Source organism: Pararhizobium sp. PWRC1-1, from assembly GCF_049897905.1.
In the GTDB taxonomy this organism is placed as follows: Bacteria; Pseudomonadota; Alphaproteobacteria; order Rhizobiales; family Rhizobiaceae; genus Pararhizobium.
Genome location: NZ_JAFCXE010000016.1, coordinates 149,489 through 175,940, shown reverse-complemented (window position 1 = coordinate 175,940; position 26,452 = coordinate 149,489). Strand labels below are relative to the sequence as shown.

The following is a 26,452-nucleotide window of genomic DNA, read 5'->3' as shown; positions in this document are numbered from 1 at the left end:
AGCAGCGCCGCCGCCCTCGTTGGTGAGCGGTTTATAGGCGACACACCCGAAACAAGTCAACACGACAATTTCAAAAAAATGAAGTTTCTGATAAGTAACTGAATTTGCTAGTGTATTTCGAATTAACCCAAACACACACCAGAATCCGGCAAAACACACCCAATCCAATCACCAAAATCTTGTCCAGATGGTCAAAATTGGGAAAGGGCAACGAGGAGGTAAAAGGCGCCCTAAAGCGCCCTTACGCTGTGGCTTACCTTGAACTTGCGCTTCTCCAGTTCAGGGAAGAAATCAGCCGCCGTAAAATATTCCTCCGGCGCCCAGACGCCGGGTCGCTTCGGGTACTTCAAGACCAGTTGGGCAGCGATCGACGCACTCATCGACGTACCCGCATCCACATAAGGCGCATACATCTCATCCGGCGTGACGATCACCTCGTAGCGGACCTCGACCGGCTTGCCGTCCTTCAAGCCCCGGCCGATGGCAAAGTGGATCTCCGAACTCTCCTGCTGCGGAATGCGGTGCGGGTTGCGGGCGATGTTGCGCTGGATGACGGCGTTGAGCACATCTAGCGGCTTGACCGACACGCCGCCGACCTCGACCGGATCGTTGAAATCGCCAAATCCGGCCTTCACCAGACCGACCCAGGCTTCGTGCTCGCGGTGCGGCAGATGCAGTTTCCAGGTGAACTCCTGGATGCCCTTGTCGCGGATGCCGTCGGCAAGCGGCACGGTCAGTTGTTCGGAATGCGGCGAATACATGAATTCGCAGCGCCCCCATGGTTCCGGCAGGTCGAGCACTTCCCTGCCCGTCATCGGCGCGCATTCGACATGTTTGCCACCGAGGAACTGCGTGCTCGGATGGGCATATTCGGCCAGCACCGTCGAGACGCTATAGGGCGGCATCAGGATCGGGTTTTCGTCGCCCGTCAGTTCGGCCGCCCAATAGAGGTTGATCTTCTCGATCGTATCGAGCTCGTCGGCCACCGCGCGGCAGATGACGTTGGACATGCCGGGATCCGCACCGACGCCGACAACGGCGGTGACCCCCGCCGCCTTGAAGCGCTCATGTTCGGCGATCTGCTTGACTGTGAACGTGCCGAGGCCGCCGAGATCCATATAGGCGACCTTTGCCGATAGTGCCGCCTCGAAGATGGTCATTTGGAAACCGAGCAGGGTGGGCACGCAGTTGATGCAGAGATCCGCGACCGCGATCGCTTCCGCCAGCCGCGCCGGGTCGTTCACATTGAGGTCGAACAGGTCCAGCCGCGGATCACCGAGATCGGCAACAAGGCTTTCCATGCGATCGCGCGACGTATCGCAGATGCGGATCATCGAAATATCGACAATGGCGCGATCGGAAACGAGATCGCGGACGATACCGGCGCCCATCAGGCCGGCGCCACCGAGAATGGAGATTTTCATGAGCTAGGCGTCCTTTTCGAATTCTTGGCCCGACAGGCATCCTGTTTTCAGGAGAGTTGCGCTCCCCCTCATCCGGCGCTTTGCGCCACCTTCTCCCCGCTGGGGAGAAGGGAACTCTCAGACGTGCTTGCGCCCGCCTTCCTCGTAGAACCAGCTGTCGGGATAGGGGTACCACCACTCGTGAATGACCGGCTTGTGGTCGATGATGACCATTTTCGAGCGGCGGAACGCATCAAGGCCCTGACGCCCGAGTTCGCGGCCCATGCCGGATGCCTTCCAGCCGCCGAAGGGCAGCGCATCATTGTCGATCATCGGATTGTTGACCCAGACCATGCCGGATTCCAACCGCTCAGCCGCCTCCATCGCCTCTTCCAGGCTGGTGGTGAACACTGAAGCCCCGAGGCCGAAGGGACTGTCATTGGCAAGCCGGACCGCCTCGTCGAAATCCGCGACGCGAGCAACAGCCGCGACCGGGCCGAAACATTCTTCCTGCATAATCGCCATATCCGGCGTGCAACCGGTGAGGATGGTCGGTTCATAGAACCAGCCAACCGGTTCGCTTTCGGGGATTTTGCCGCCAAGAACAACGGTTGCGCCTTTGGCGGTGGCGTCCTGGACAAGCCGGATCACCTTGTCACGCGCAGCTTTGCTGACCAGCGGGCCGATCTCGGCTCTCGTCAAGCCGTTGCCGACGCGCAAGCGGCGGGCTTGCGCGACAAATTTCTCGATGAAAGCATCGTGGACGCTATCGACGACGAAGAAACGTTCGGCCGATGTGCAGACCTGGCCGGAAAGATGGAAGGCAGCCGTGACCGCACCGGCAGCGGCGACATCAAGCGGCGCGTGTGCGGTGATGATCATCGGATCGCTGCCACCCGCCTCGATCACTGCCGGTTTCATCTGGCCCGCGGCGGCCGAAGACACGGCCCGGCCGGCCGCGACCGAACCGGTGAAGGCGACGGCGTGGGTGAGCGGCGAGGCGATCAGATATTGCCCGACCTCGGCACCACCCGGCACGCAAGCGATTAACCCTTCCGGCAAGGCCTCGAAGACAGTCATGAATTCCAGCGTCGACAAGGTCGTCGCCAGCGCCGGCTTGATGATGCAGGCATTGCCCGACGCCAACGACGCCGCCACCGTCCAGCACATCAACAGGATCGGGAAATTGAACGGCATGATGTGGACGCTGGTGCCGAGCGCTTCATAACGCGCATACTGGAACGACCCGGCCTGTGTCGTGCCCGCCACCTTGCCGGCCTCGTCGCGGGCCATTTCGGCGAAATAGCGGAAGGCACCGGCGCAATTGGCGACCTCGCCGATCGCTTCCGGATAGGGCTTGCCCATCTCGCGCGACATCAGTTCGGCGCAGGTCCGCATGTCGGTCGCCTCGATCCGGTTGGCGATCCGGTGCAGGATGGTGGCGCGGCTCTTGGCGTCGAGACGTTTCCATTGGGATTGCGCGGTTTTCGCCGCAAGCAGCACGGCATCCAGTTCCGCGACCGTCGTTTCGGCAAACACGCCCTCGTTTTTGAGCGTGGCGGGGTTGATCACCCCATGACGTTCGCCCGTCGCCGCGATGTAGACCGGGTGCCGGTAGAAGACGGGCTCGGCTGGATTGAACATGGTGTTTTCCTTGTCGCTTTATTCCGAGAGGTGAAGTCCCCCTCACCCTGCCCTCTCCCCGGCGGGGAGAGGAGGAACAGAATTCGCCGCACCCCTCTTCTCCCCGACGGGGAGAAGGTGCCCGAAGGGCGGATGAGGGGTCTTGCCGTCGCGCGGTTTGCCCCCAAAAACCCTCAGCGGATCATGTAAACCTTCTTGATCGTCTCATGGACGGTGCAGACGCCCTTCCAGTCCTGCGGGAAGAAGGCGGCCGTATCCGGGGTGATCTCGATCACTTCGCCCGATTCATGCACATAGGTGCAGCGGCCTTCGAGGAAGTGGCAGAACTCGTCGCGCGTCACGTGGCAGTCCCACTTGCCGGGTGTGCAGACCCATAGCCCGCATTCGGATTCGCCGTTGGGGCCTTTGTGGATCAGCTTGCCGGTCGTTCGGCTCTCCCCTTCGATCATCGTTGAGATGACGCCCCAGTCCTTGAGGTCGGTCTGTTCGAGCGGCTTGCGCATCAGCGGTGTTGCGGTCATGGCGTGTTTCCTTTCGTCTGTTCTTCGGGAAGCGGCCGCGTTTGGAGAAACGCCGAGAAGCCGCTGCAGTAGTCTCAAGTCCGGCCGGTCAGACCAGCATGTAGATATTGCGCATGGTCTCGATCACGTGGCACTCGCCGGTCCAGCCGCCGGGAAACATCACCACGGTGCCCGCCTCGACCTCGATCACCTGGCCCTCGTCCGAACGATAAACGGCACGGCCGGCGACGAAATGGCAGAATTCGTCGCGTGGGATCGACAGCCGCCAGCGGCCAGGCGTGCAGACCCAGATGCCGGATTCCGGCTGGTTGTTCGGCCCCTTGTGCACGAGGCGGCCGGTCGATTTCGACTGGCCCTCGACACTGTCCGGTTGCACGCCCCAGTCGACGAGGTCGTCAGTGGTGGTGGCGTTGTAGATATGTGGTGCGGATGAAGGCTCAGCCATTGAACGTCCCCGTCTTTGCCAGCTGATCGAGAATCGCGGCGGCCTTTTGCGGGCCGCTTTGCGATTGCATATGGGCGCTGGTGGCAGCCAGTTTCGCCTTCATCTTGGGATCGTTGATGCAGGCGTCAAGCTTGGCGGCCAGTTCATCGTCGGTCCAGTTGTAGCGGGACATCTTGAAGCCATGGCCGGTTTCGTCGACCCGCGTCGCGTTGTCGTGGCCATCCCAGACATAGGGCATGATGATCGCCGGCTTGCCGAAATAGAGGCACTCGGTGAACGAGTTGTTGCCGCCGTGATGGATGGCCGCATCGATCTGTGGAATAACGGACGGTTGCGGAAACCAGCTATCGACAATGATATTATCAGGCAGGTCGCTATACTGCTCCTTATAGTCTCCGACATTGACGAGCGCGCGATAGGGCAGTTTTTCAATTGTGGTGATCAGCCGTTTCAAAAGATCGGTATCGCCGGCGCCAAGACTGCCAAAGGATATATAGAGAAGAGGCTTGTCATTGTTCTCGGCAAAGACCGGGACGTCGTAGGACTTTTCCTTGCGCACGCAGCCTTCAAGATATTGGAACTGTTTTGGATCGAGCGGATGTTCACGATCGAACTTCACCGATTCCGGATAAAGCAGCAGGTTCATGAAGGGCGAGGCCTCGAAGAACTGGCCGATCGGATAGGCCGCCTCCCCGGTCGAGGCGAGGAAGGCGTTGAAATCCTCATGGATCGGCTTGATCACCGCGTTGAATTTTTCGCGGTAAGCGGCATGGCCGGCGCGATCGTCCTGGCGGCAGCCGGACAGGTGCGGCGGAATGTTTTCGTCCTCGATCTCGTTTTCCGAGCAGGAGATGATCCTGACCCAGGGTTTGCCGAACTGCTTGATCGCCGGAAACAGGATGACATTGTCGACGCAGATGAGGTCGGGCTTGATTTTCGCCAGCACGTCCGGCAAATCCTTCTCAGCCCACTTGGCGCTGTCGACGATCGCTTCCCAGCAATCGCGCACATAATTGCCGATCTGGTCATAGGGGCTTTTGCGAAAGTTTGGGATATGGCCGTTGATAAAATCCTCCCAGAACTTCGCCATCTGCTCCGGCGGCATCGGCGCCGACAGGTTCACGGGATAGGCCTCAAACCCATACCCCTTGTAGACATCGACGAAACCGGGATCGGACAGAAAGACGGCCTTGTGGCCGAGCGCCTCGACGGCCTGCGCGATGCCGACGGAATTGAGCGCCGGGCCGAAGGCCGCTTCCGGAAAGAATGCAATCGTCTTGAACATCAGTTCCCTCTTGTTTTCTTTAGTCCTGAAAAATCCGGCAGGATGACGCCTCAAACCCGAGCGACACCACAGCACCTGTCTGCACGGTCCCGGCCCCTGTCGCCGCCACGCGAACCTGAAGGGGCACCGCCGATAGAGCCGTCTTGACGTAGAGTTGCCGGTCGAGACCATGATAGGCGGCATCGCCGACGGTTCCGGCGATCCCGGAGCCTGCCGATGTCAGTGTGATATTTTCAGGCCGGATTGCCAGCACCGCCTTGGCATTGCGTTTCAGACCTGCGGTATCGCAGGCCAATGCTTGGCCCGCGACGCGGAAAACCGCGTCATCGCCGATCTCACCCTCGATGAAATTCATCATGCCGATAAAGCCTGCAACGAAGCGGTTGGCCGGGCGCTCATAGACCTCTTCGGGCGTGCCGCATTGCAGGATGCGGCCATCTTTCAGCACCGCCACGCGATCGGCCATGACAAGCGCCTCTTCCTGATCGTGCGTGACGATAATGAAAGTGATGCCCACCTCATGCTGCAGCCGCTTCAATTCGAGCTGCATCTTTTCGCGCAGCTTCTTGTCGAGTGCGCCGAGCGGCTCATCGAGCAAAAGAACCTTTGGCCGCTTGATCAGTGCTCGTGCGAGAGCAACGCGTTGTTTCTGCCCACCGGAAAGCTCGTTCGGTTTGCGTTCCGCCAACGCCTGCAAGTCCGTCGTCTTCAGCATGTCTTCGACGCGTGCCGATATTTCGGGTCTGGCGAGCCGTTCCATTTCGAGGCCGTAGGCCAGGTTTTGCCGAACCGTCATATGTGGGAACAGGGCATAGGACTGGAACATCAGGTTGAGCGGCCGCTTTTCCGGCGCCTGCCCGGTAATATCGGCGCCTGCCAGCCGGATGCGGCCCTCATCCGGCACCTCGAACCCGGCAATCATCCGCAGAAGCGTGGTCTTGCCGCAGCCGGACGGGCCGAGCAGCGCGAAGAATTCGTTCTCTCTTATATCCAGCGACAGGCCATTGACCGCTATCGTCTTGCCGAAACGCTTGACGACGTTATCGACCGCCAGAACCGGGGCTTTGAAAGACGTGTTCATCGGGTCATCTGTTCTTTGTTCAGCCATTGCGAAAGCAGAAGGGCGGCGGCGCTGACGCCCATGACGATGGTGGCGAGCGCATTGATTTCCGGCGTCACGCCGAAGCGGATCATCGAATAGATCTGCATCGGCAGAGTGATCGACGAGCGCCCGGCGCCCGAGGTGAAGAAGGCGATGATGAATTCATCGACCGACAGGGTGAAGGCGAGCAGCGCTCCGGCGATGATGGCCGGAAGCAAAACCGGAAAGGTGATCCGCCAGAAGGTCGTGAACGACGAGGCTCCGAGATCGCGCGACGCCTCGACAATCGAGAAATCGAAATTCTTCAGACGAGCTCGCACCACGGAGCAGACGAAGGCGAGATCGAAGATCACGTGGCTGATGATGATCGTCGAAAGGCCCATCGTCACGTTCAGGCGTGAAAACAGGGTGAGAAGCGCGACGGCCAACACGATATCCGGGATAACCATCGGCGCAAATGCCAGCGCTTCGAGAGCGGTGCTCTTGCGCTTGCGCGTTTCCATGCCGATTGCCAGCATGGTTCCGAGAACTGTGGCGATCAGCGTCGCGACGAGCGCAACAATCAACGTGTTCCAAGCGGCGTGCAGGATGTCGCTATTGCCGGCGAGCGAGACATACCAGCGCAGTGAAAAGCCCGACCAGGTCGTCGGCAAGCCGCTGGCATTGAACGACAGCAGCACGAGAACCGCGATCGGCAGATAGAGGAAGCCGAAGACCAGCACGAGGATGGTGCGTCCCGTCAATTTGGTGCGCAGAGCGTCAGCCATGGGTCGCCTCCTGCTTTTCGCCGCTGAAGCGCGCCGAGGCCCGCGCCTGCAGCAGCAGCAGCCCGATCATGATGGCGATCAACACCATGCCGAGCGCGGCACCGAACGGCCAGTCGTTGGCGGTGAGGAACTGGTCATAGACGAGATTGCCGATCATCTGGAACCGGCCGCCCCCGAGCAGAGCCGGGGTGACGAAGTTGCCGATCGATAGCACGAAGACGAACACGCCACCGGCAGCCACGCCCGGCATGGTCAGCGGCAGGGTGACGCGGAAGAATGTCCGCACCCGCGAAGCACCCAGATCGCGCGACGCCTCGATCAGTTCCCCGTTCAACCGCGACAGGCTGGAATAGATGGCGAGGATCACGAAGGGCAGATAGTTGTAGACGAGGCCGGTGATCACGGCGCCCTCACTATAGAGCAGAGCCAGCGGCTCGCCCTCGTAACCGAACCAGCGCAGCAGATTGTTGATCAGGCCCTCGCGGTTCAACAGCACGATCCAGGCATAGGTGCGGATCAGATAATTGCTCCAGAATGGCAAGACGGCAAAGAACAGCAGTAGCGGCTGCGTCCGCTTCGGCGCCAGACAGATGGCATAGGCGGCAGGATAGGCGATCAGGATCGCCAGCAATGTGGCAAGCCCCGCGATGCGCACCGATGTCAGAAAGATCTTCGCGTAAAGCGGATCGATAACGCGCTGAAAATTCTCCGCCGTCAGCGTGTATTCGATGCCGCCATAAAGACCGCGCGTCAGGAATGCGTAGGCAAGAATAATCAGGCACGGAACGACCATGAACAGGACGAGCCACGCAACGGCAGGCAGAGCCATGAGATTGGAACGAACCGTCTGCGAGGACAAGGCAAGGACTCCGGGGTTTAGTTACCCCCTCTCCCCGCCTGCGGGGAGAGGGCTGGGGTGAGGGGTTGCATCCACAAACTGAGTGTTTCGCTTAGCCCCTCTTCCGCCCTACGGGCACCTTCTCCCCGCTTGCGGGGAGAAGGAAAGAAAGACGCCTTAATTCGCCGCCTTGATCTCGCTGACTGCGCGCGAATAGTCGCGCTGTGCTTCGCCGAGGTCCTGAAGTTCCTCGTATTTCACCAGTGTTTCCGGCGAGACGCCCATGGTCGGGTATTTCTTGATCAGCTCCGGATCGAGGCTTTCCATGGCCGGCTTATTGGGCACCTCGTAGAAGATGTTCGAGGCAGCCCAGGCATGGTTCTTTGCTTCGAGGATGAAGTCGAGGAATTTCAACGCCGCTTCCTTGTGCTCGGAATTCTTCATCACGACCATCGTGTCGATCCAGAGATCGGAGCCTTCCTTCGGCACGACGAACTTGATCTTGTCATTCTCGGCAATGCCATAGTTGCACCAGCCGTCCCAGGCCTGCACCAGCGAAGCTTCGCCGGACACCAGCTTGGAGAAGAAGGTCGTGTCGTCATAGGCGAGCAGGCCCTTCTTGGCTTCGATCAGGGCGTTCTTCGCCTCCTCGATCTTGGCCGGGTCCTTCTCGTTGACCGAGTACCCCTTGTAGAGCAGGCCGGCGCCCATCAGCCAGCGGTCGGTCGAGAGCATGGTAATCTTGCCCTTCAGCGCTTCCGGCGGATTGAGCAGATAGGACCAGCTGTCCGGCGTTCCTTCGACCAGATCGGAGCGATAGCAGAGACCTGTCGTGCCCCAGGCATAGGGGATGGCATAGGTATTGCCCGGATCGAACGCCAGCTTGGTCGCCTGGGGATAGAGATTTTTGAGATTCGGCACCTTCTCGGCGCCGAGCGGCTCCAGCAGGCCTTGGCCGTTGAGGATATGGGCGAAGGGAGAGGAGACGAACACAACGTCGTAGCCCTTGCCCTGGCCCGCCATCAGCTTGCCCATGATCTCTTCATTGGTGGCGTGGTTGACCACCTCGATCGTCAGCCCGGTCGCCGCCTTGAAGGTCTCGGCGATGTCCGGTGCCATGTATCCGGCCCAGTTGGAAATTACCAGATCGGCCGATAGCGCCGTTCCGGACGAAAGGATCATGGCTGTCGCTGCGAGACCGGCCAGGCGCAATTTCACTGACGTTTTCAAGGGTAGTCTCCCGTTGCTGGCGCAGCCCGGATGCCAAGCAGATCTTGGGCCATCGCCGCATGCGCAAATACATCGTCCCGGAAGGTATCGCGGTCATACGCAATGCCTCACCCGAGGGTTCAACCTCTGTTCCCAAAGCAGCGCGCCGATTATCCGGTCTATGTCTCGCTTCGTCAGGCAGTATTATTTATAAAAAAAATACGTCAATATGAAATCGCACCAGTGGCGAAAATTTAACAAACGCTCTTGCAGACCTTTGGTAGAAGATGCAGCATGAGCTTTACTCTATGGCATTCAAAGGTACGGGCGATGCAAGCAGAGGCGAAAAAGGTCAATCATCGCCATGTTGAACTGGCGCAAAAAATACTCGATATCGCCACGGAACGCGGCATGGGCCGCGGCGAGCGGCTGCCGGAACAGGCGCTTGCCTCCCGCTGCAACGTTTCGCGCACCCCGATCCGCAAGGCTCTGCAGTTCCTGGCCGAAAAATCGATCGTCACGGCCGAGACCGAAGGCGGTTATCTGCTTGCCATTGATCCCGCCTCGTTTCCCGGCCTGGAGGACACGACGCAGCCGGCCGAGGAAACCGAGCTTTACAACGCCATCCTGCGCGACGTCTCGGCCGGACGGATCAGCGATTCCCAGACCGTCGCCAGCCTGCAGCGCCGCTACGATGCATCCCGCAACGCGGTGCAAAACGCGCTGACGCGGCTAGCCGAGGATAATCTGGCGGAACGCGCCGCCGGCCAGCAATGGCTGATCAAGCAGTTCGCCATCAGCGGCGACGCCGTTGCCAAGAGTTTCGAATATCGCCTGTCCTGCGAACCGCTGGCCCTGATCATGCCCGGCTTTCGCCGGGATGCCGCGGCAATCACCTCGCTCAGACAATCGATGGAAATCCTCCGCTCGATGACCGAAAGCAGCTTCGATCAGAAATTGTTCGAGCGCACCGATTTCGATTTCCACATGCTGATCGCAAGAAGCTGCGGCAATCCCTTCATGTCGGAGGCTCTGTCGAGCCATCACCGCCGCCGCCGCTCCAGCCAGCCGCCGGTACATGTCAACGCCTTCCGGCTGATGCAGTCAAACATGGAGCATATCCAGATGCTGGAACAGATCGAGCGCGGCCAGCTTGAGCTTGCGGCCGACCTGATGCGCGTGCATATCCAGCTTTCCCATTCGCAGCGGCCACGCCTTGCCGGGCGCGGCGTTCCGCCCGTCTTCAAGGTCGTGGGCTAGATATTTGGTGCACGCATGAGCCAGCCCAAGATGATCGCCTTTTTCCCGGAAGCCAGCTACGGCGCAGCCCTCAACTGTGTCGGCATCGCCCAGGAACTGCGCCGGCTAGGTGCCCGCCCGGTGTTCATCTGTCATCCCGGCTTTCGCGGCGTCTTTAGTGAATATGGTTTTCCGGAATATTTGCTGCAGTCAGCCGGAACGGAGAGCCAGACCGACTGGACCGACTTCATCAACCGGCACCAGGACGCCTTTCGCCAGTCGCCGCTGGAGCAGGTGAAGAGCTATGTCTCCCCCACCTGGGAGGCGATCGTCGATACGGCCATTGCAGCGGAAGAGCCGCTTCGCCAGTTGCTAGCGCAGTTGAAACCGGCGGCCATCGTGCTCGACAACGTGGTGATGTTTCCAGCGATCGCCAATGCCGGTGTGCCATGGGTCCGGGTTGTCTCGTGCGCCGAGACGGAGCTGCCCGATCCGCAGGTTCCACCCTATCTCTCCGGCTGCGGCGGCAAGCCCGGCGCAGATTGGTCGGCGTTTGCACGCGCCTATGCCAAGGCGGTGGCGCCGGCGCAGAAACGCATGAATGCGTTTCTCGCGGAATGCGGCCTCAACCCGCTGCCGCCAAGCGAGTTCCTGGAAAACTCGCCGTACCTCAATCTGCTTCTCTCGCCGGACGCCGTGCGCTTCGAGCGCGATAACCCGCTCGATCCGAAACAATTCGTCTATCTCGACGGCTGCGTCCGGCAGGAAGCACCCTATACGCTGCCGCATTTCGCCTCGAATCAGGATGCGCCGCTGGTGCTGGCGAGTTTCGGCAGCCTTGGCGCCATGGACGTGTCGATGATCAAGCGGATGATCGGCGTCTTCGAAACCCTGCCCTACCGCTTCATCGTCAATGTCGGACCGTGGCGTGACGAGTACAGCCGCATCCCCGACAACGTCTTCCTCGAAAGCTGGTTTCCGCAGCCTTCGGTCGTCGAGCAGTCGAGCCTGTTCATCCATCATGGCGGCAATAACAGCTTTTGCGAATCGCTCTATTTCGGCGTGCCGTCGCTGGTCATGCCGTTCTGCTGGGATGGCCATGACAATGCCCGGCGCGCTGAAGATGCTGGTGTTGGACGCAAGCTGGACCGCTATCGCTGGACCGGCGGCGAACTGGCGGAGGCGATTACCGGCCTTCTCGACAATTCCACGCTGCACGATACACTTGCTGCCAATTCCGCGACGATGAAAAAGGCTGCCGGCGTGACAGCGGCTGCCAAGGCGATACTTGAGCTGATTTAAAGAAGGACGGCGACATGCAGGACAGGCTTTACATCGACGGTGCGTGGGTAAGGCCTGAGAAGGGTGGCACGCTGGATGTTATCGACCCCGCCACCGAACAGGTCATTCACAAGGTCCCGGCCGGCACCAGCGGCGATATCGACAAGGCTGTCAAAGCTGCCCGCTACGCCTTCGATTCCGGCCCCTGGTCGAAATTCACCGGCACCGAGCGCGCCGTCTATCTGCGCGCCATTGCCGCGAAAGTGACCGAGAAACGCGACTTCCTCGCCAGGCTCGAAGTCGCCGACAACGGCAAGCCGCTGCCGGAAGCGCTTTGGGACATCGACGATGTCGCCGGCTGTTTCAACTATTATGCCACTCTGGCAGAAGAACTCGATCACCACCCGGAAGAGACCATCCCGCTCAGTGAACCGCGCTTCTCCTCGCGGGTAGTGCGCGAACCGCTTGGGGTCGTCGGCGCCATCACACCATGGAACTATCCGCTGTTGATGGTCTCCTGGAAAGTCGCACCCGCACTCGCCGCCGGCTGCACCATGGTCCTCAAGCCATCGGAACTGACACCACTCACCGCGCTCGAACTCGGCGTTATCGCCGAAGAAGTCGATCTTCCCGCGGGCGTGCTCAACATCGTCTCCGGCACCGGCATGCAAGCCGGCGAACCGCTGACCGAACATCCGCTGGTCGATAAACTCGCCTTCACCGGCTCGGTCTCCACCGGCCGCAAGGTGATGATGGCCGGCGCGCAGGATATCAAGACCGTCAGCCTCGAACTCGGCGGCAAATCGCCCTTCGTCATCTTCGCCGATAGCGATATCGAAAAAGCCGTCGAATGGATCATGTTCGGCATCTTCTGGAATCAGGGCCAGGTCTGTTCGGCAACCTCGCGCGTGCTGGTCGAAGCGGGGATCTATGACGCGATTGTTTCACGCCTGTGCGAGGAAGCGGCCAAGATCAAGATCGGCAACGGCATGGACGAAGGAACGCTGCTTGGGCCGATCGTCTCGAAGGGCCAGTATGACAAGATCACCTCAGCAATAGACCGCGCCCGCATCGATGGGGCCACGGTCGCCTATGGCGGCTCCCGCCCGGCGGGCCTCAACAGCGGTTATTTCCTTGAACCGACCGTACTGACCGATATGAGTGAGGACAGCTACGTCTGGAAAGAAGAGATTTTCGGTCCGGTCGTCTGCGTCAAGCCGTTCAAAGACGAGGACGATGCGATCCGTATGGCCAATGACAGCCGCTTCGGCCTTGCCGCCGCCGTGATGTCGAAGGACGTGATCCGCGCCGAACGTGTCGCGGAGGCCTTTCGTGCCGGCATCGTTTGGGTCAATTGCTCGCAGCCGACTTTCGTCGAAGCCCCCTGGGGTGGCTACAAGCAATCCGGCATCGGCCGCGAACTCGGCCATTGGGGACTGTCGAACTATCTGGAAACCAAGCAGATCACCCGTTTCAACAGCGACGAACCGTGGGGATGGTATATCAAACAGTAAAGCGCGTGCGCCGGAAAAAAGGGCTACCCATCAACTCGGGCAGGACACCCTGTCCTGCCCTTTACGATTTAGCAGCATCGGCAACTGACGTCAGTAAGGCGAAATGCACTGACGGCGGCGACCATTATACGGCTGGAATGTGTTGTCATAGGCCCTGTACGAGCGATATCGCGCATAGCACCAATCGGCATGCGAACCGCCGGTGCGATAATAGCGGCGCTCACCGCCGTAATATCTGGGCTGCGCTAAGAGCCCACCGATGATCGCGCCTGCAGCCAGGCCGCCAAACGCCGCGCCGAAGTTGTCGTCATAGCCACGGTCGTAGCGTCGATGGTTATAGTAACCGCCGTTGCGATAGCCGCCGCCATTGCGATAGCCACCGTTGCGATAGTGGCGCCTGATGTAAGGGCCACGGTTGCCGCCATAGCGGCCAATACCCCAGGAACTGCGGTATGATTCGACCTGTTGAACATCCGAAACTTGAGGTCTCGGCCGTTCAATGGATGGGAATGCCTGGGCCGGCACAACGCTAGAAAAGGCCGTGGCCAGCGACAGACCGATGATTGCAAACATTTTCATGTGAGTCACCATTTTTACCTTTCAACCTATGAAACGCTTCAACCGACAGTTTTGTGCCCTGGTCGAATAAAAATAATCATCCTGTGATCATGCCGCACACGATCAGCACCCTTTCAGAGCCATTATTCAGGATATGCGCTTAAATGTCCATTTGACCGTAAACTCGCCGCTACGCTTCAGCTTGGTTTTGGTCCGCACCCGCACTGGTCCACCAAGCGCAATCTCCGCATCTTCGAAAGCCTGGCGCGCCTCCGCCATTGCCCGGTGATAGGCACTGTTGTCACGCTTCGGGCTATCGGCAATCGCCTTGAGAAGGGCAATCGTATCGAGCTTGTTTTCGGCCATGAATGTGGCAGGCTCCTTCTCGCCATGTCGAGGCGGCATTCGATCCTTGTCGCGACGACGAATACAGATTGGTTCAATACATCAACCTGTGCGCCTTTCTCAATCCAAACATCGGGAACCGGGCAGGACAGCAGATGCCGACCTGCCCCAGTCAATTAGGCCGTTCTTTGCTGGCGGCGAAGCAATGCCAGCGCAGCCAACACAATCAGCGCCATAAACGAGGAATAGGCGACGAGTGGCCATGCCGTATCGCCGGGTAAAGTGACGACCACCAGCGTCCCGACAACGCCGACGATCAGGCTCTGGATACAGAAATGGAAGGCGACCGCCGATCCGGCGATATCGTCAAAGCCCTTCAACGCTCCGTTGGCAGTGACGGAAACAGCAAAGACGATGCCGATCGCCATCACCCACATCGGCACGATGAAGGTGAGGAAAGAAGCAGAACCGCAGATTTGGCCGATGCTCAGCAGGAGAGCACCCAGCAGCAGCATTCCCATTCCTCTGGCGAGGCTGCCGCGAATACCCCATTTCTCCACGAATGCCCGGGCCAAGCGCGTGATGATAATCATCGCGCCCGCCGCGGTTGCGAAAGCCAGACTGAACGTCACCTCCGAGAAACCCGCACCATCGATCAGGACGCGGGGGGCGGTCGAGAAGAACACGAAGAACGTGCCCATCGCCGCGCTGAATCCGAGCGTATAGGTCCAGAACGCAAAGCTCTTGAAAATTGGCAGAATCGAACGGCGCGAGTTTGCCGCAACTGCCGGCCGCGTTTCATGCCATCGAAACGCAGCATTGACGAGTGCTAAAATCGTGACGGCGCCAAGAGCGGCGAAGATCGCGCGCCAGCCCAATCCATTGGCGATCAAGGCACCCGCAATCGGGCCAAGAGCCGGCACGAAGGACAGCATGGCGCTGAAAAGGCTATAGATTACAGCGCTTTCCGGACGGTCTGCATAGACATCGCGAACGGTCGCAAACGTGGCCACCAGCGCTGCGGACGCACCGGCTGCCTGTAGGAACCGGAAAACGATGAACAGGGTTGCCGTCAATGATGCGGCGAGGCAGAACGACGCGACAGCAAACAGCAGCGCGCCACCGATCAACACCGGGCGCCTGCCGATGCGATCGGAGAGCGGCCCGAACACGATCTGCCCAAGACCGAGCATGACCATGTAAAGGCTCAGGGTCAGCTGAATGACCGCCGGGCTGGTGTTGAGAATCCCGGGCATGGCAGGAACGACCGGAAGATAGATGTCCATCGCCAGAGAGGCGAGGATATCGAATGGGGCCAGCAGCAGCAGTGTTGCTGGCAGGGAATAGGCCCAGACACGGGAATTAGTAGGCATGGAAAAACATCCGCTCAAATGAGTACATTTGGCGGCGTCTGCCTGTCAGCTTGAGCTGGGGATTGGATCGACAGAACGCCGCAACAACATGAAAAGGTTGTTGCGGCTTACTTATCTGCGGATTTTGCAGTCCCCATGCCGATGCTCCAATATCCGAAATTCGATGAACGCCCCTATATCAAAATCGGAGCGTGCAAACAATGTTGCCGCGAAAGGCGCGCTACTCCGCCGCTTCCGCCCTCGGGACCGGTACATAGTTCAATATCGGTCCCAGCCAGCGCTCAACCTCGGTAACGGCCATGTCCTTGCGTGCGGCATAGTCCTCGACCTGGTCGCGCTCGACCTTGGCGACGCCGAAATAGTAGGCGTCCGGGTGACCGATATAGATGCCTGAGACGGAGGAGCCCGGCCACATGGCGAAGCTTTCCGTCAGGGTCACACCGATTTCCTCTTCGGCCTTCAGCAGATTGAACAACGTAGCTTTTTCGGTATGATCCGGCTGCGCCGGATAGCCGGGCGCCGGACGGATGCCGGCATAGGGTTCGCCGGCCAGTTCGCCCGGTGCGAAGGTTTCATCGGCTGCGTAGCCCCAGAGTTCCTTGCGGACATATTCGTGCATGCGCTCGGCAAAGGCTTCGGCAAAACGGTCGGCCAAGGCTTTCACCATGATCGACGAATAGTCGTCATTGGCCCGCTCGAAGCGTTCGGCAATCGCCACTTCCTCGATACCGGCGGTGACAACGAAGCCGCCGAGATAATCCTGCTTGCCGCTATCAACCGGGGCGACGAAATCCGACAAGGCTACATTCGGGCGGCCATCGCGTTTGGCCATCTGCTGGCGCAGCGTGAAGAAGGCGGCGCGTTCGGTTGCCCGGGTTTCGTCGGTGAACAGGCGGATATCGTCACCGACCACGCCGGCCGGCCAGAAGCCGACGACGGCCTTCGGCGCAAACCATTTTTCCGCGATCACCTTGGCGAGCATCGCCTGCGCGTCGGCAAACAGCGCGCGCGCGGCCTCGCCCTGGCGCTCGTCGTCAAGGATTTTCGGGTAGACACCCTTCATCTCCCAAGTCTGGAAGAACGGGGTCCAGTCGATATATTCAGCCAGCTCCGCAAGATCCCAATTCTGGAAAACCCGCGTGCCGAGGAAAGACGGCGTCTTCGGCTGGTAGGCGTCCCAATCGACTTTTTGGGCATTGGCACGGGCTTTGGCGAGCGGCAGGCGCTGCTTTTCCAGTTCGTTGCGGGCATGTGCGTCCGCGACTTTCTTGTATTCGGCCCGGACGGTGTCGATGTAGCCGCCCTTCATCTCCGGCGACAGCAGGCTGGAGACCACTCCGACGGCACGGCTGGCGTCGGTGACGTAGATCGCCTGGCCCTGGTTGTAGCGCGGATGGATCTTGACCGCAGTATGGACACGGCTGGTCGTCGCGCCGCCGATCAACAGCGGAATATTGAACCCTTCGCGCTCCATTTCGGCCGCCACATGTGCCATCTCATCCAGTGATGGCGTGATCAGACCGGAAAGACCGATGATATCGACATTCTTTTCGCGGGCGACCTCAAGGATCCTGGCCGAGGGCACCATGACGCCGAGATCGATGATTTCGTAGTCGTTGCAGGCCAGAACCACGCCGACGATATTCTTGCCGATATCGTGAACATCGCCCTTCACCGTCGCCATCAACACCTTGCCGGCGCTCTTGCGCTCGCCAAGGCCACCACCCGCCAGCCGTTCGGCTTCCATGTAGGGCAGCAGAATAGCAACCGCCTGCTTCATCACGCGGGCAGACTTCACCACCTGCGGCAGGAACATCTTGCCGGCGCCGAAGAGATCCCCGACGACATTCATCCCGGCCATCAACGGGCCTTCGATAACGTGCAGGGGCCGCTCCGCATTCTGGCGGGCTTCCTCGGTATCGGCCTCGATGAACTCGGTGATACCGTTGACCAGCGCATGTTCAAGCCGCTTTTCGACAGCCCATTCGCGCCATTTCAGGTCCCGTTCCTTGGCTTCCTTACCGGCGGTACCCTTGAAGCGTTCGGCCAGTTCCAGCATGCGCTCGGTCGAATCGGCGCGGCGATTGAGAACCACGTCCTCGCAGGCTTCCTTCAGCTCTGGCTCGATCTGATCATAGACCACCAGCTGACCGGCATTGACGATGCCCATATCCATGCCCGCCTGGATGGCGTGGTAGAGGAACACGGCATGCATTGCCTCGCGCACCGGCTCGTTGCCGCGGAAGGAGAAGGACAGGTTGGAGACGCCGCCGGAAATATGCACATGCGGCAGGGTGTCGATGATCTCGCGCGTCGCTTCGATGAAATCGACGCCGTAATTGTTATGTTCCTCGATACCGGTGGCCACCGCAAAGACGTTCGGGTCAAAGACGATGTCTTCCGGCGCAAAGTTGGCCTGTTCGGTCAAAAGCTTATAGGCGCGGGTGCAGATTTCGACCTTGCGGGCCTGCGTATCCGCCTGCCCCTGTTCGTCGAACGCCATGACGACGACGGCGGCGCCATAGGCGCGGCAAAGCCTTGCGTGATGCAAAAAGGCTTCCTCGCCTTCCTTCATCGAGATTGAATTGACCAGCGGCTTGCCCTGAACGCATTTCAGACCCGCCTCGATGATCTCCCATTTCGAACTGTCGATCATCACCGGAACGCGGGCGATGTCCGGCTCTGCGGCGATCAGGTTGAGGAACTCGACCATAGCCTGCTTCGAATCGATCAGGCCTTCGTCCATGTTGATGTCGATAATCTGGGCGCCGTTGGCCACCTGGTCCCGCGCGACATCGAGTGCCGCCGCGTAATCACCGGCTGTGATCAGCTTGCGGAACTTCGCGGAACCCGTGACGTTGGTGCGCTCGCCGACATTGACGAAGGGGATGTCCTTGGTCAGCGTAAAAGGCTCCAGGCCGGACAGCTTCATCAGCCGCGGTACGTCGGGAATTTCGCGGGGCGCATGTTTTGCAACAGCCTGAGCGATAGCCTTGATGTGGGCCGGCGTCGAACCGCAGCAACCGCCGACGATATTGACCAGGCCTTCGCGGGCAAAGCCTTCGATCTGAGCGGCCATTTCGTCCGGCGTTTCATCATACTGGCCAAACTCGTTGGGCAGGCCGGCATTCGGATAGGCGCAGACGAATGTGTCGGCAACACTGGAGATTTCAGCGAGATGGGCGCGCATGGCGTTGGCACCGAGCGCGCAGTTGAGGCCAATGGTGAAGGGATCGGCATGGCGCACCGAATGCCAGAAGGCGGTCGGCGTCTGGCCCGACAGCGTGCGGCCGGACAAATCGGTGATTGTGCCGGAGATCATCACCGGCAGGCGGACCCCCATCTCGATGAACACTTCCTCGGTCGCAAAGATCGCCGCCTTGGCGTTCAGCGTATCGAAGATGGTTTCGATCAGAATGATATCGGTGCCGCCGTCGATGAGGCCGCGCAACTGCTCGGTATAGGCGATGCGCAGATCGTCGAAGGAGACGGCACGATATCCGGGATTATTGACGTCCGGCGAGATCGAAGCCGTGCGGTTGGTTGGTCCCAAGGCGCCCGCAACGAAGCGGCGCTTGCCATCGACCTTTTGCGCCCGCAATCCGGCGCGGCGCGCAAGGCGCGCGCCATCACGGTTGAGTTCATAGACCATCGCCTCCATGCCGTAGTCGGCCTGGGCAATCGAAGTCGAGGAAAACGTGTTGGTCTCGAGAATATCGGCGCCGGCGATGGCGTAGTTATAGTGGATTTCCTCGATCGCGCCCGGCTGGGTCAGCGTCAGAAGGTCGTTGTTGCCCTGCAGATGACATTCACAGGCACCGAAGCGGTCGCCGCGAAAGTGGTCTTCGCCAAGGCCAAGCTGCTGGATTTCCGTGCCCATCGCGCCATCCATGATCAGGATGCGTTGGCGAGCCGCCGCCTTCAGCGCGGCCATCACTTCGGACCCATCCGGCTTGGGTAAAACGGCACCGAAAAGTGCATCAATGGCGTACATGGGAAATCTCCCGTTCTGAAAACGACAATAAATTGGAAATCAGAGATCACATAAAGATATCTTTATGTCAATATATGACTTCATTATTTGAACACCTTGAAAACAAAGCGGCCCGCCTCTATTCGAGGCGGGCCGTTTGAAAAAAGTGAGCAGATATCTCGACTTACAACCGCTTCAGGCAGTCGTCCAATTCATAGATGGCGCATAGGATATGGTAAAAGCTGCTGGCCGGCGCCGGTTCGTTGACGAAGGACCCGTCAGCCTTCTGTTTGTCCCGCCAAAGGCCCTCGATCGGCGTATCGAGAAAGCTCTGCAATGCGGTTGCGGCGCGAACGGCCGATCGCAGGTAACGCTCACGCTCCTCGCCCTGCGTCAGTGCTGCGAAACGGATTGCCGACTTCAGCCATTCCGTCTGCGGCCACAGGCGGGCAATCGGATCGGCAACCGAAAAATCGTCGAACAGCGTCATGACGGCCACGTCGCGCGGCTGGGCAATGCCATATTGCTCGCCGATTTCAAACAGCCGCCGGGCTTTGACCAGCCCATCGGCATTGCCGCGCCGCTCGGCCCAGCGCAACAGAAGCCAGGCCCATTCGAACTGATGGCCGGGCTCGACGATGCGGCCCTGGTCGCCTGATATCGGTGCCCAGTCGTGATCGAAGAATTCGCGCAGCGCGCCGGTTTCCCGGTCGATGAAATGTTCCATGCAGAGGAAGGCGATCTCATCGGCCAGATTGGTCCAGGCAACAGCATCGAAACCCTCCACGGTCTCGCTGGCAAGGCACGCCTCGAACAGGTGCATATGCGGGTTGGAGCCGAGCGGCAGGCGCGGCGGATTGTCCTCCTCAAACCCCATCGAAGGATGTTTGCAACGGGCCTCGAGCCGGTCGCGCAATGCATTGCTGCGATCGATCATCTCCTCCTTGCGACCGGGAAACACCTGCGCCAGATAGGCAAACGACAACAGCGCGAAGGCCTGATTGTAGAGATCGAATGACGCATCGATCAGAGTGCCATCCGCATCCGCCAGCGCGCCATAGAAGCCGCTTGGCTGCAGATAGACCCGATCGAAATAGGCAAGGCCATCGGTAGTAGGCGTCTGCCAGTCGCCGGACCAGCCACGTCGCGCGGCTTCCGCAAAGCAATAGACCTGGCGTGGTTGGACGCGCGAACGCCGGTTGGCCCGCGTCGGCTCCCCCGCCATGTCGATCGTCTCGACAAAGCCGCCGCCGGCCGCATCAAAACCCTTCTCCCGCCAGAGCGGCAAAGCCTTTTCGGAAAGCCATTCGTTCAATTTCGCGGAAAAACCGGCAATATCCATAGTCATCTATCCGTTCAGGCTCATTCGCCAAGCTTCAGCGCGGCGATATCCTTGCCGAGGATCTGGGCAAGCGCTTCGATGACCATGATGTGATCGTTGCGCTGCGGCAAGCCCGAAACGGTAACCGCGCCGATACAGCCGGTGCCCTTGACGACAATCGGGAAACTGCCGCCATGCGGTGCAAACTCGGCGTCCGGCAAACCGAACTTGGTGGTGATATCGGTGCTTTGCTTGGCAAGCGAAAGGCCGACGGCATAACTGCTCTTCAGAAAGCGGAAAACGCAATTGCGTTTGCGGCGCACCCAGCTCGGATTGTCCGGCGTCGAGCCCTCCAGCGCGGCGTAAAAGACGGGCATGGAAAACAGCGTCACGTCGATGACGACGCCGAGCTTGCGCTCCACCGCCATCTCGCGCAGCAGCGATCCCAGCGCCCAGCCGGTTTCCAGGCTGAAACTGTCGAACTGCAGTTCCTTTTCCTGAAGGGCAATCCGCTCCAGATCCGCGTCGATACTCATTCTGCTCTCCCTTTTGTTTTTTAGTCTTTCCAGAGCCATGCGGCACCGCGCACGCCGGAACTGTCACCATGCACCGCCTTGCGGATCGGCGTTTCGAAACTGTCGCCGAAGATATATTTGACGATCAGGTCCGGCAATTCATCGTAGATCTCATCGACATTCGACATGCCGCCGCCAAGCACGAAGACATCCGGATCGACGATATTGGTCAAAAGCGCCAGGCTGCGGGCGAGCCGGTCGACAAAGCGGTCATAGACGCCGGTCGCCACCGGCTCGCCATTGCGCTTGTCGGCGATGATATCGCGGCCGCGCCGCTCAACGCCCGTGGTCAGGCGATAATCGAGCTCCACGCCGGTGCCACAGGCATACATATCAAGGCAGCCATGTTTGCCGCACCAGCATTTATGGCCGGGATATTCTTGCCTAGTCATCCAGGGCAGCGGGTAATGGCCAATTTCGGCGGCAATGCCCTGATAGCCTGCATGCACGTGTTTGCCGATCGCCAGCCCGCCGCCATGGCCCGTCCCGACGATAACACCGAACACCGTATGCGCATCCTTGCCGGCACCATCGACGGCTTCCGAGATCGCCAGACAATTGGCGTCATTGGCAAGCCGGACCTCGCGGCCGAGTGCTGCGCCAAGATCGCGTCCAAGCGGCTGGCCGTTGAGAAGCACCGCATTCGAATTGCGCACGATCCCGGTGCGCGGATTGGGGCTGCCGGGAATACCGATGCCGATCGTTCCCGTTTCGCCGGCCGTCTGCTCGGCGGCAGCGACAAGCTCCTGTACGGCGCGGATGCAGGCGTCGTAGCCGCTGGTTGGCGTGGCGATACGATGCCTTGCCCGCGTTGCGCCATCGCGATCGAGCGCGATGACTTCCATTTTCGTGCCGCCCCAATCAATTCCAATGAACATACCGGATCAAACTCTGTGGGTGTCGTTGCCAAACACGGCGCCGTTACGGCCGGGTCTCCTCCCCGTTTCGCCGCATCCTGCTTAACATCGGAAAACCGTCCCGCGCCAGCCCCGGCCTGCGTCACGCACATCAGAAAGGCCTGTTCGCAGAAAACCGCCAAAAACCACACCGGAAACACTTGGCTTCCGCGCCCACCTTTTGTAAGGGTTCTTCAGGCTGGTCCCATAGCTCAGCAGGATAGAGCGCAAGATTCCTAATCTTGAGGCCACTGGTTCGAATCCAGTTGGGATCACCACCTATTGTCCTGCCGCGATACTTTACGGAAAATACGCTACTGGTGGAACGTCTTGTTCCTCAGCTATAAGAGCCGGGCAGGCAAGACGTTCGTCCCACCTGCCTCAAGCTGCACAAGCAATGCTTCGCCCGGTATCAGTATCCGACCCGCACGCCACCGGGTTCGGATGCGCCGAAGTCAGGCACCGGACCATATCCCTGGTACTGGGAATAGGTCGTGTTGTTGGCGCCGCCGGTGCTTGCACATCCCGAAAGGGCCAAAAGCGCCAATGCCGCAACAGCCATCAGAAATCGTAGTGGCATAGTGTTCTCCTGTCGTGATGATTGGCCGGACGGCCGGATGGCCTGACTGCATTGTTCCTCCAAATCATCTTCGATGGCAAGTAGCGCCATTCTCCAGAAAGGCGAGATGATGAAGGCCAATGCAAACGCCGGTCCCAAAAAGGAACACTACGATTGAGTGCAGGACAGAGGTCCTGGCAAAGAAAAAGGCCGGGTGAAAACCCGACCTCTCCGACCCGTCTCGACAGTGATTGCCAGTACATCCGTGGTCAACCGCTGGAAACGAATTCCAAGGAGGCAATATGGCAAGGGAATGTAACCATTTCAAGACAAAGCGAAAATTAAGAAAAAATCGCCGAATATATCAGGCCGCATCCAGCGCGATCGTCAGATCGGCGATCAGATCATCCGGATGTTCAATACCGATCGACAGGCGGATGGTCGATTCCAGCACACCGATCCGTTGGCGAACCTCCAGCGGCACGCCGGAATGCGTCATGGTTGCCGGATGGCTGGCAAGCGATTCCGTGCCGCCGAGACTGACGGCGAGCTTGAAGATTTGCAGCGCGTTGAGAAACTTGAAGGAAGCCGGCTGGCCGCCGCGGATGTCGAACGAGAAAGTCGATCCCGCCCCGGTGCATTGCGCAGCAAACGTCTTGCCGAGCGGCGACTGCGGGTCGTGATAGGGCAGATAGTGAATGCCCTCGACCTTTGGATGCTCGCGCAGGAAATTGGCGACTTCGAGCGCATTGTTATTGGCCTTCTCCATGCGGATCGACAATGTCTCCAGAGACCGGCCGAGCATCCAGCAGGAATGCGGATCGAGCTGTGTGCCGATGGCGCCGCGCAGCGCCTTGACCTGCTTCATCACCGTTTTAGCGCCGAGAGCCGCACCGGCTATCAGGTCGGAATGGCCCCCGACATATTTGGTCAGCGAATACAGCGAAATATCGGCGCCATGCTCGATCGGCCGCTGGAAGACCGGCCCAAGCAGGGTATTGTCGCAAGCGACGATCGGCGTATGCCCCTGTTTCCTGCCGATCGCATCGGCAACTCTGCGGATCATCGCAACATCCACGAGGCTGTTGGTGGGGTTGGCCGGCGTTTCGATCAGGATCATCGACACCCGGCCCTTGGCCATGGCTTCCTCGGCCGCTGCCTGCACGGACGCCTCGTTGACACCATCGGCAAATCCGACCGCAGCAACGCCCATATTGAGAAAAGTCTTGGCCAGCAGCGTTTCAGTGCCGCCATAAAGCGGCTGCGAATGCAGGATCGCATCGCCCGGCCGCACAAAGGCCAGCAGCGTCGTGGCAATCGCCGACATGCCGGAGGAAAACAGCACGCAGCTTTCCGTCCGCTCGTAAACGGCGAGACGATCCTCCACGATTTCACTATTGGGGTGATTAAAGCGGGAATAGACGAGTCCCGCGCCGGTGCCTGCCGGCGGCTCGCGGCGTCCGGAAACGAAATCGAAGAAGTCGCGTCCTTCCTCGGCCGACTTGAAGACAAAGGTGGAGGTCAGGAACACCGGCGGCTTCACCGCGCCTTCGGAGAGTTCCGGATCATAGCCATAGTTCAGCATCAGTGTCTCGGGATGCAGTTTATGATTGCCGATATGAGTCTTGGAAGGATGTGGAGCAGTCATGGCGATCTCCGGATTTTGAGGCGATAACGGTAGTCTACATCAATTCCGGCGACCGCTTGTTACCATTCCGCATGCGTTTTCGGCCAAAAGTTGCGCGATTGGCGAGAAAGCCACCGCCGGGTCGTTCGCCTCATCCGGCGTTTTCAAACAGGAGCCCCTTGCATGGCCCAGGCAGCATCCGGCAATTTCACTCCGGAACGGGCGAGCCCGTATCCGGGGCCACATTCATCCGTTTTCTCTCGCGCGCCATATCGCTGACTGCCGCCCGCAACCGGGGATGCCGGGTCATGAAAATATTGAAATCGCGCCGGTCCAGCTTGAGAAACTGGCAGAAATCCACCGCGATGACATCAGCGGTTCGCAACCCGCCGCTCAAAAGCGCCATTTCACCGAAGAACGAGCCAGCTTCCAGCAGAATGGCATTGCCCGGCAACCGCACCTCGGCCGCACCGGCGGAAATGAAATACATGGCATCGCCACGTTCGCCGACCCGGATCACTTTGTCACCCGGCGAGGCCGACGTTGGGCGGAACAACAGTAGAAGCTCTTCAAGGGCATGGTCGTTGACCTGCGAGAAAAGCGGAAACATGCTGAGCAGTTGCTGCTTCTTCAGTTGTTGCTGGTTTTCTCGTTCCTCGGCTTTCGCCTTGATGACATCCAGTGCATGGCTGAGCGTTGCAAATTTCCGCTCGCCGTAGCCGGGCATGGCGCCGGACATTGCTATCTTCAACTTGCCCGCAGCCCAGAAGATCGCCGGGTTCAAAGTGATCGACAGGATAGCGCCAGCAAGAATGAGGTCATGCCCTTCCTGCGAGAGGAGACCCAGCGACACTCCAAGCCCTGCAACGATGAAGGAAAACTCGCCAATCTGCGCAAGGCTTGCGCCGACGGTCAACGCCATCGATACGGGGTAGCGCAAAAGCAGCACGAAGCCGAAGGCGATCAGCGACTTCCCGAACGTGATCAACGCCACGGTGGCAAGCACCGCCACCGGCTGTTCGAAGACCACCATTGGATTGAACAGCATGCCGACGGACACGAAGAACAGAACGGAAAAGGCATTCTGCAGCGGCAAGGAATCCGCCGCGGCCCTGTGGCTCAGATGCGATTCGCTCATGATGACGCCGGCAAAAAACGCCCCGAGCGCGAAGGAGACGCCGAAGATGGTTGCCGAGCCGAAGGCGATACCGAGCGCGATAGCCAACACAGTCAACGTGAACAATTCGCGCGAACCGGTGCGCGCCACCAGTGTCAGCAGCCACGGAACAAGCCGCGGCCCAAGCACGATTGCCAGCACCGCAAATGCACCCAGCTTGACCAATGTCAAAACGATGGTGAGCACAATAGACGTGCCGCTGGCACTCGCCTGATGTGCAGCATCGGCGCCAGGATCGCCCAGCACCTGCGCGATGATCGGCAAAAGAACGAGCGTCAGGACCATCGCCAAATCCTCGATAATCAACCAGCCGATCGCCACCCGGCCATTCGGCGAATTGACAAGATTTCGCTCTTCCAGGGCTTTCAGCAGAACCACTGTGCTGGCGACGGAAACGCAAAGACCGAAAACAAGCCCGGCGCCGAGGCTCCAGCCCCAAAGGCTACAAAGGCCCATGCCGAGAAGCGTCGCGAGAACAATCTGGCCGATAGCACCGGGAATGGCGACACCGCGCACGGCAATGAGATCAGAGGCGGAGAAATGCAGGCCGACGCCAAACATCAGCAGAATGACGCCGATTTCGGCCAATTGCGCCGCAAGCGCGCTATCTGCAGTAAATCCTGGCGTAAACGGCCCCATCATAATGCCGGCAACGAGATATCCGACCAAAGGCGGCAGGCGGAGCCTGTCAGCAAGATAGCCGAAACCGGCTGCCAGCACGAAGCCGATCGCCACCGTCGCTACCAAAGCCATGTCCTGATGCACGCCCTACTCCCAACTGCCCAAGCCGTTCGTCAACA

The 26,452-nt window shown here is 59.7% G+C and carries 22 protein-coding genes and 1 tRNA gene; 4 read left to right on the top strand and 19 right to left on the bottom strand.

What is annotated here, in order from left to right:
* Positions 1 to 230: 230 nt before the first annotated feature.
* The 9 genes from ACP7E0_RS23315 to ACP7E0_RS23275 all read right to left on the bottom strand — a co-directional run bounded on the left by ACP7E0_RS23315 (position 231) and on the right by ACP7E0_RS23275 (position 9,235).
* Positions 231 to 1,424: a saccharopine dehydrogenase family protein gene (locus ACP7E0_RS23315; protein WP_426128238.1), complete on the bottom strand. Its 1,194-nt coding sequence runs from the start codon at positions 1,422 to 1,424 to the stop codon at positions 231 to 233.
* A gap of 117 nt (positions 1,425 to 1,541) precedes the next feature.
* Positions 1,542 to 3,047, bottom strand: a complete 1,506-nt coding sequence (locus ACP7E0_RS23310) for an aldehyde dehydrogenase family protein (RefSeq protein ID WP_426128237.1) — start codon at positions 3,045 to 3,047, stop codon at positions 1,542 to 1,544.
* A 173-nt stretch (positions 3,048 to 3,220) separates the two neighbouring features.
* Positions 3,221 to 3,568, bottom strand: coding sequence for a cupin domain-containing protein (locus tag ACP7E0_RS23305; RefSeq protein ID WP_426128235.1), 348 nt, complete (start codon positions 3,566 to 3,568; stop codon positions 3,221 to 3,223).
* An 88-nt stretch (positions 3,569 to 3,656) separates the two neighbouring features.
* Positions 3,657 to 4,013, bottom strand: coding sequence for a cupin domain-containing protein (locus ACP7E0_RS23300; RefSeq protein WP_426128233.1), 357 nt, complete (start codon positions 4,011 to 4,013; stop codon positions 3,657 to 3,659).
* A complete protein-coding gene (locus ACP7E0_RS23295) occupies positions 4,006 to 5,298 on the bottom strand; it encodes a nucleotide disphospho-sugar-binding domain-containing protein (RefSeq protein ID WP_426128231.1) in 1,293 nt (430 codons plus the stop codon). The genes ACP7E0_RS23300 and ACP7E0_RS23295 overlap by 8 nt, the downstream gene beginning before the upstream one ends.
* Before the next feature lie 19 nt (positions 5,299 to 5,317).
* A complete protein-coding gene (locus ACP7E0_RS23290; RefSeq protein ID WP_426128229.1) occupies positions 5,318 to 6,379 on the bottom strand; it encodes an ABC transporter ATP-binding protein in 1,062 nt (353 codons plus the stop codon).
* Complete coding sequence (locus ACP7E0_RS23285) at positions 6,376 to 7,167, bottom strand: ABC transporter permease (protein WP_426128228.1); 792 nt, start codon at positions 7,165 to 7,167, stop codon at positions 6,376 to 6,378. Before ACP7E0_RS23285 ends, ACP7E0_RS23290 begins: the two co-directional genes overlap by 4 nt.
* The gene (locus ACP7E0_RS23280; RefSeq protein WP_426128253.1) at positions 7,160 to 7,996 is read right to left on the bottom strand and encodes an ABC transporter permease; all 837 of its coding nucleotides are present in this window, start codon (positions 7,994 to 7,996) and stop codon (positions 7,160 to 7,162) included. The genes ACP7E0_RS23285 and ACP7E0_RS23280 overlap by 8 nt, the downstream gene beginning before the upstream one ends.
* 186 nt (positions 7,997 to 8,182) lie before the next feature.
* On the bottom strand, positions 8,183 to 9,235 hold the full coding sequence (locus tag ACP7E0_RS23275) for a polyamine ABC transporter substrate-binding protein (RefSeq protein WP_426128225.1): 1,053 nt from the start codon (positions 9,233 to 9,235) through the stop codon (positions 8,183 to 8,185).
* A 273-nt stretch (positions 9,236 to 9,508) separates the two neighbouring features.
* On the opposite strand from ACP7E0_RS23275, the gene ACP7E0_RS23270 reads away from it, so the two are divergent.
* The 3 genes from ACP7E0_RS23270 to ACP7E0_RS23260 are packed head-to-tail and all read left to right on the top strand — an operon-like array spanning position 9,509 to position 13,248.
* Positions 9,509 to 10,474 (top strand): FCD domain-containing protein, encoded by a 966-nt coding sequence (locus ACP7E0_RS23270; RefSeq protein WP_426128224.1) that lies wholly within the window; start codon positions 9,509 to 9,511, stop codon positions 10,472 to 10,474.
* Between the two features lie 15 nt (positions 10,475 to 10,489).
* On the top strand, positions 10,490 to 11,755 hold the full coding sequence (locus ACP7E0_RS23265; protein WP_426128222.1) for a glycosyltransferase: 1,266 nt from the start codon (positions 10,490 to 10,492) through the stop codon (positions 11,753 to 11,755).
* A gap of 14 nt (positions 11,756 to 11,769) precedes the next feature.
* Positions 11,770 to 13,248 (top strand): aldehyde dehydrogenase family protein, encoded by a 1,479-nt coding sequence (locus ACP7E0_RS23260; RefSeq protein WP_426128220.1) that lies wholly within the window; start codon positions 11,770 to 11,772, stop codon positions 13,246 to 13,248.
* Positions 13,249 to 13,338: 90 nt separating this feature from the next.
* On the opposite strand, the gene ACP7E0_RS23255 is transcribed toward ACP7E0_RS23260, so the two are convergent.
* The 7 genes from ACP7E0_RS23255 to ACP7E0_RS23225 all read right to left on the bottom strand — a co-directional run bounded on the left by ACP7E0_RS23255 (position 13,339) and on the right by ACP7E0_RS23225 (position 22,271).
* The gene (locus ACP7E0_RS23255; RefSeq protein WP_426128218.1) at positions 13,339 to 13,827 is read right to left on the bottom strand and encodes a BA14K family protein; all 489 of its coding nucleotides are present in this window, start codon (positions 13,825 to 13,827) and stop codon (positions 13,339 to 13,341) included.
* Between the two features lie 126 nt (positions 13,828 to 13,953).
* Positions 13,954 to 14,172, bottom strand: a complete 219-nt coding sequence (locus ACP7E0_RS23250) for a hypothetical protein (RefSeq protein ID WP_113313808.1) — start codon at positions 14,170 to 14,172, stop codon at positions 13,954 to 13,956.
* Between the two features lie 155 nt (positions 14,173 to 14,327).
* Complete coding sequence (gene cml, locus ACP7E0_RS23245) at positions 14,328 to 15,524, bottom strand: CmlA/FloR family chloramphenicol efflux MFS transporter (protein ID WP_426128217.1); 1,197 nt, start codon at positions 15,522 to 15,524, stop codon at positions 14,328 to 14,330.
* 220 nt (positions 15,525 to 15,744) lie between these two features.
* Entirely contained in the window at positions 15,745 to 19,518 is a 3,774-nt protein-coding gene (gene metH, locus ACP7E0_RS23240) for a methionine synthase (protein WP_426128215.1), read from the bottom strand.
* Between the two features lie 163 nt (positions 19,519 to 19,681).
* Positions 19,682 to 20,845 (bottom strand): AGE family epimerase/isomerase, encoded by a 1,164-nt coding sequence (locus tag ACP7E0_RS23235; protein ID WP_426128213.1) that lies wholly within the window; start codon positions 20,843 to 20,845, stop codon positions 19,682 to 19,684.
* 14 nt (positions 20,846 to 20,859) lie between these two features.
* A complete protein-coding gene (locus ACP7E0_RS23230) occupies positions 20,860 to 21,354 on the bottom strand; it encodes a heme-degrading domain-containing protein (protein ID WP_426128212.1) in 495 nt (164 codons plus the stop codon).
* Positions 21,355 to 21,374: 20 nt separating this feature from the next.
* A complete protein-coding gene (locus tag ACP7E0_RS23225) occupies positions 21,375 to 22,271 on the bottom strand; it encodes an ROK family protein (RefSeq protein ID WP_426128210.1) in 897 nt (298 codons plus the stop codon).
* A gap of 219 nt (positions 22,272 to 22,490) precedes the next feature.
* Here ACP7E0_RS23225 and ACP7E0_RS23220 point away from each other — a divergent pair.
* Positions 22,491 to 22,567, top strand: a tRNA-Arg gene (locus ACP7E0_RS23220).
* Positions 22,568 to 22,701: 134 nt separating this feature from the next.
* Here ACP7E0_RS23220 and ACP7E0_RS23215 read toward each other — a convergent pair.
* From ACP7E0_RS23215 to ACP7E0_RS23205, 3 genes are all read right to left on the bottom strand, one after another.
* Positions 22,702 to 22,869 (bottom strand): hypothetical protein, encoded by a 168-nt coding sequence (locus ACP7E0_RS23215; protein WP_426128209.1) that lies wholly within the window; start codon positions 22,867 to 22,869, stop codon positions 22,702 to 22,704.
* A gap of 343 nt (positions 22,870 to 23,212) precedes the next feature.
* Complete coding sequence (locus ACP7E0_RS23210) at positions 23,213 to 24,496, bottom strand: cystathionine gamma-synthase family protein (protein ID WP_426128207.1); 1,284 nt, start codon at positions 24,494 to 24,496, stop codon at positions 23,213 to 23,215.
* 187 nt (positions 24,497 to 24,683) lie between these two features.
* Complete coding sequence (locus tag ACP7E0_RS23205) at positions 24,684 to 26,417, bottom strand: cation:proton antiporter (RefSeq protein ID WP_426128206.1); 1,734 nt, start codon at positions 26,415 to 26,417, stop codon at positions 24,684 to 24,686.
* Positions 26,418 to 26,452: the final 35 nt, after the last annotated feature.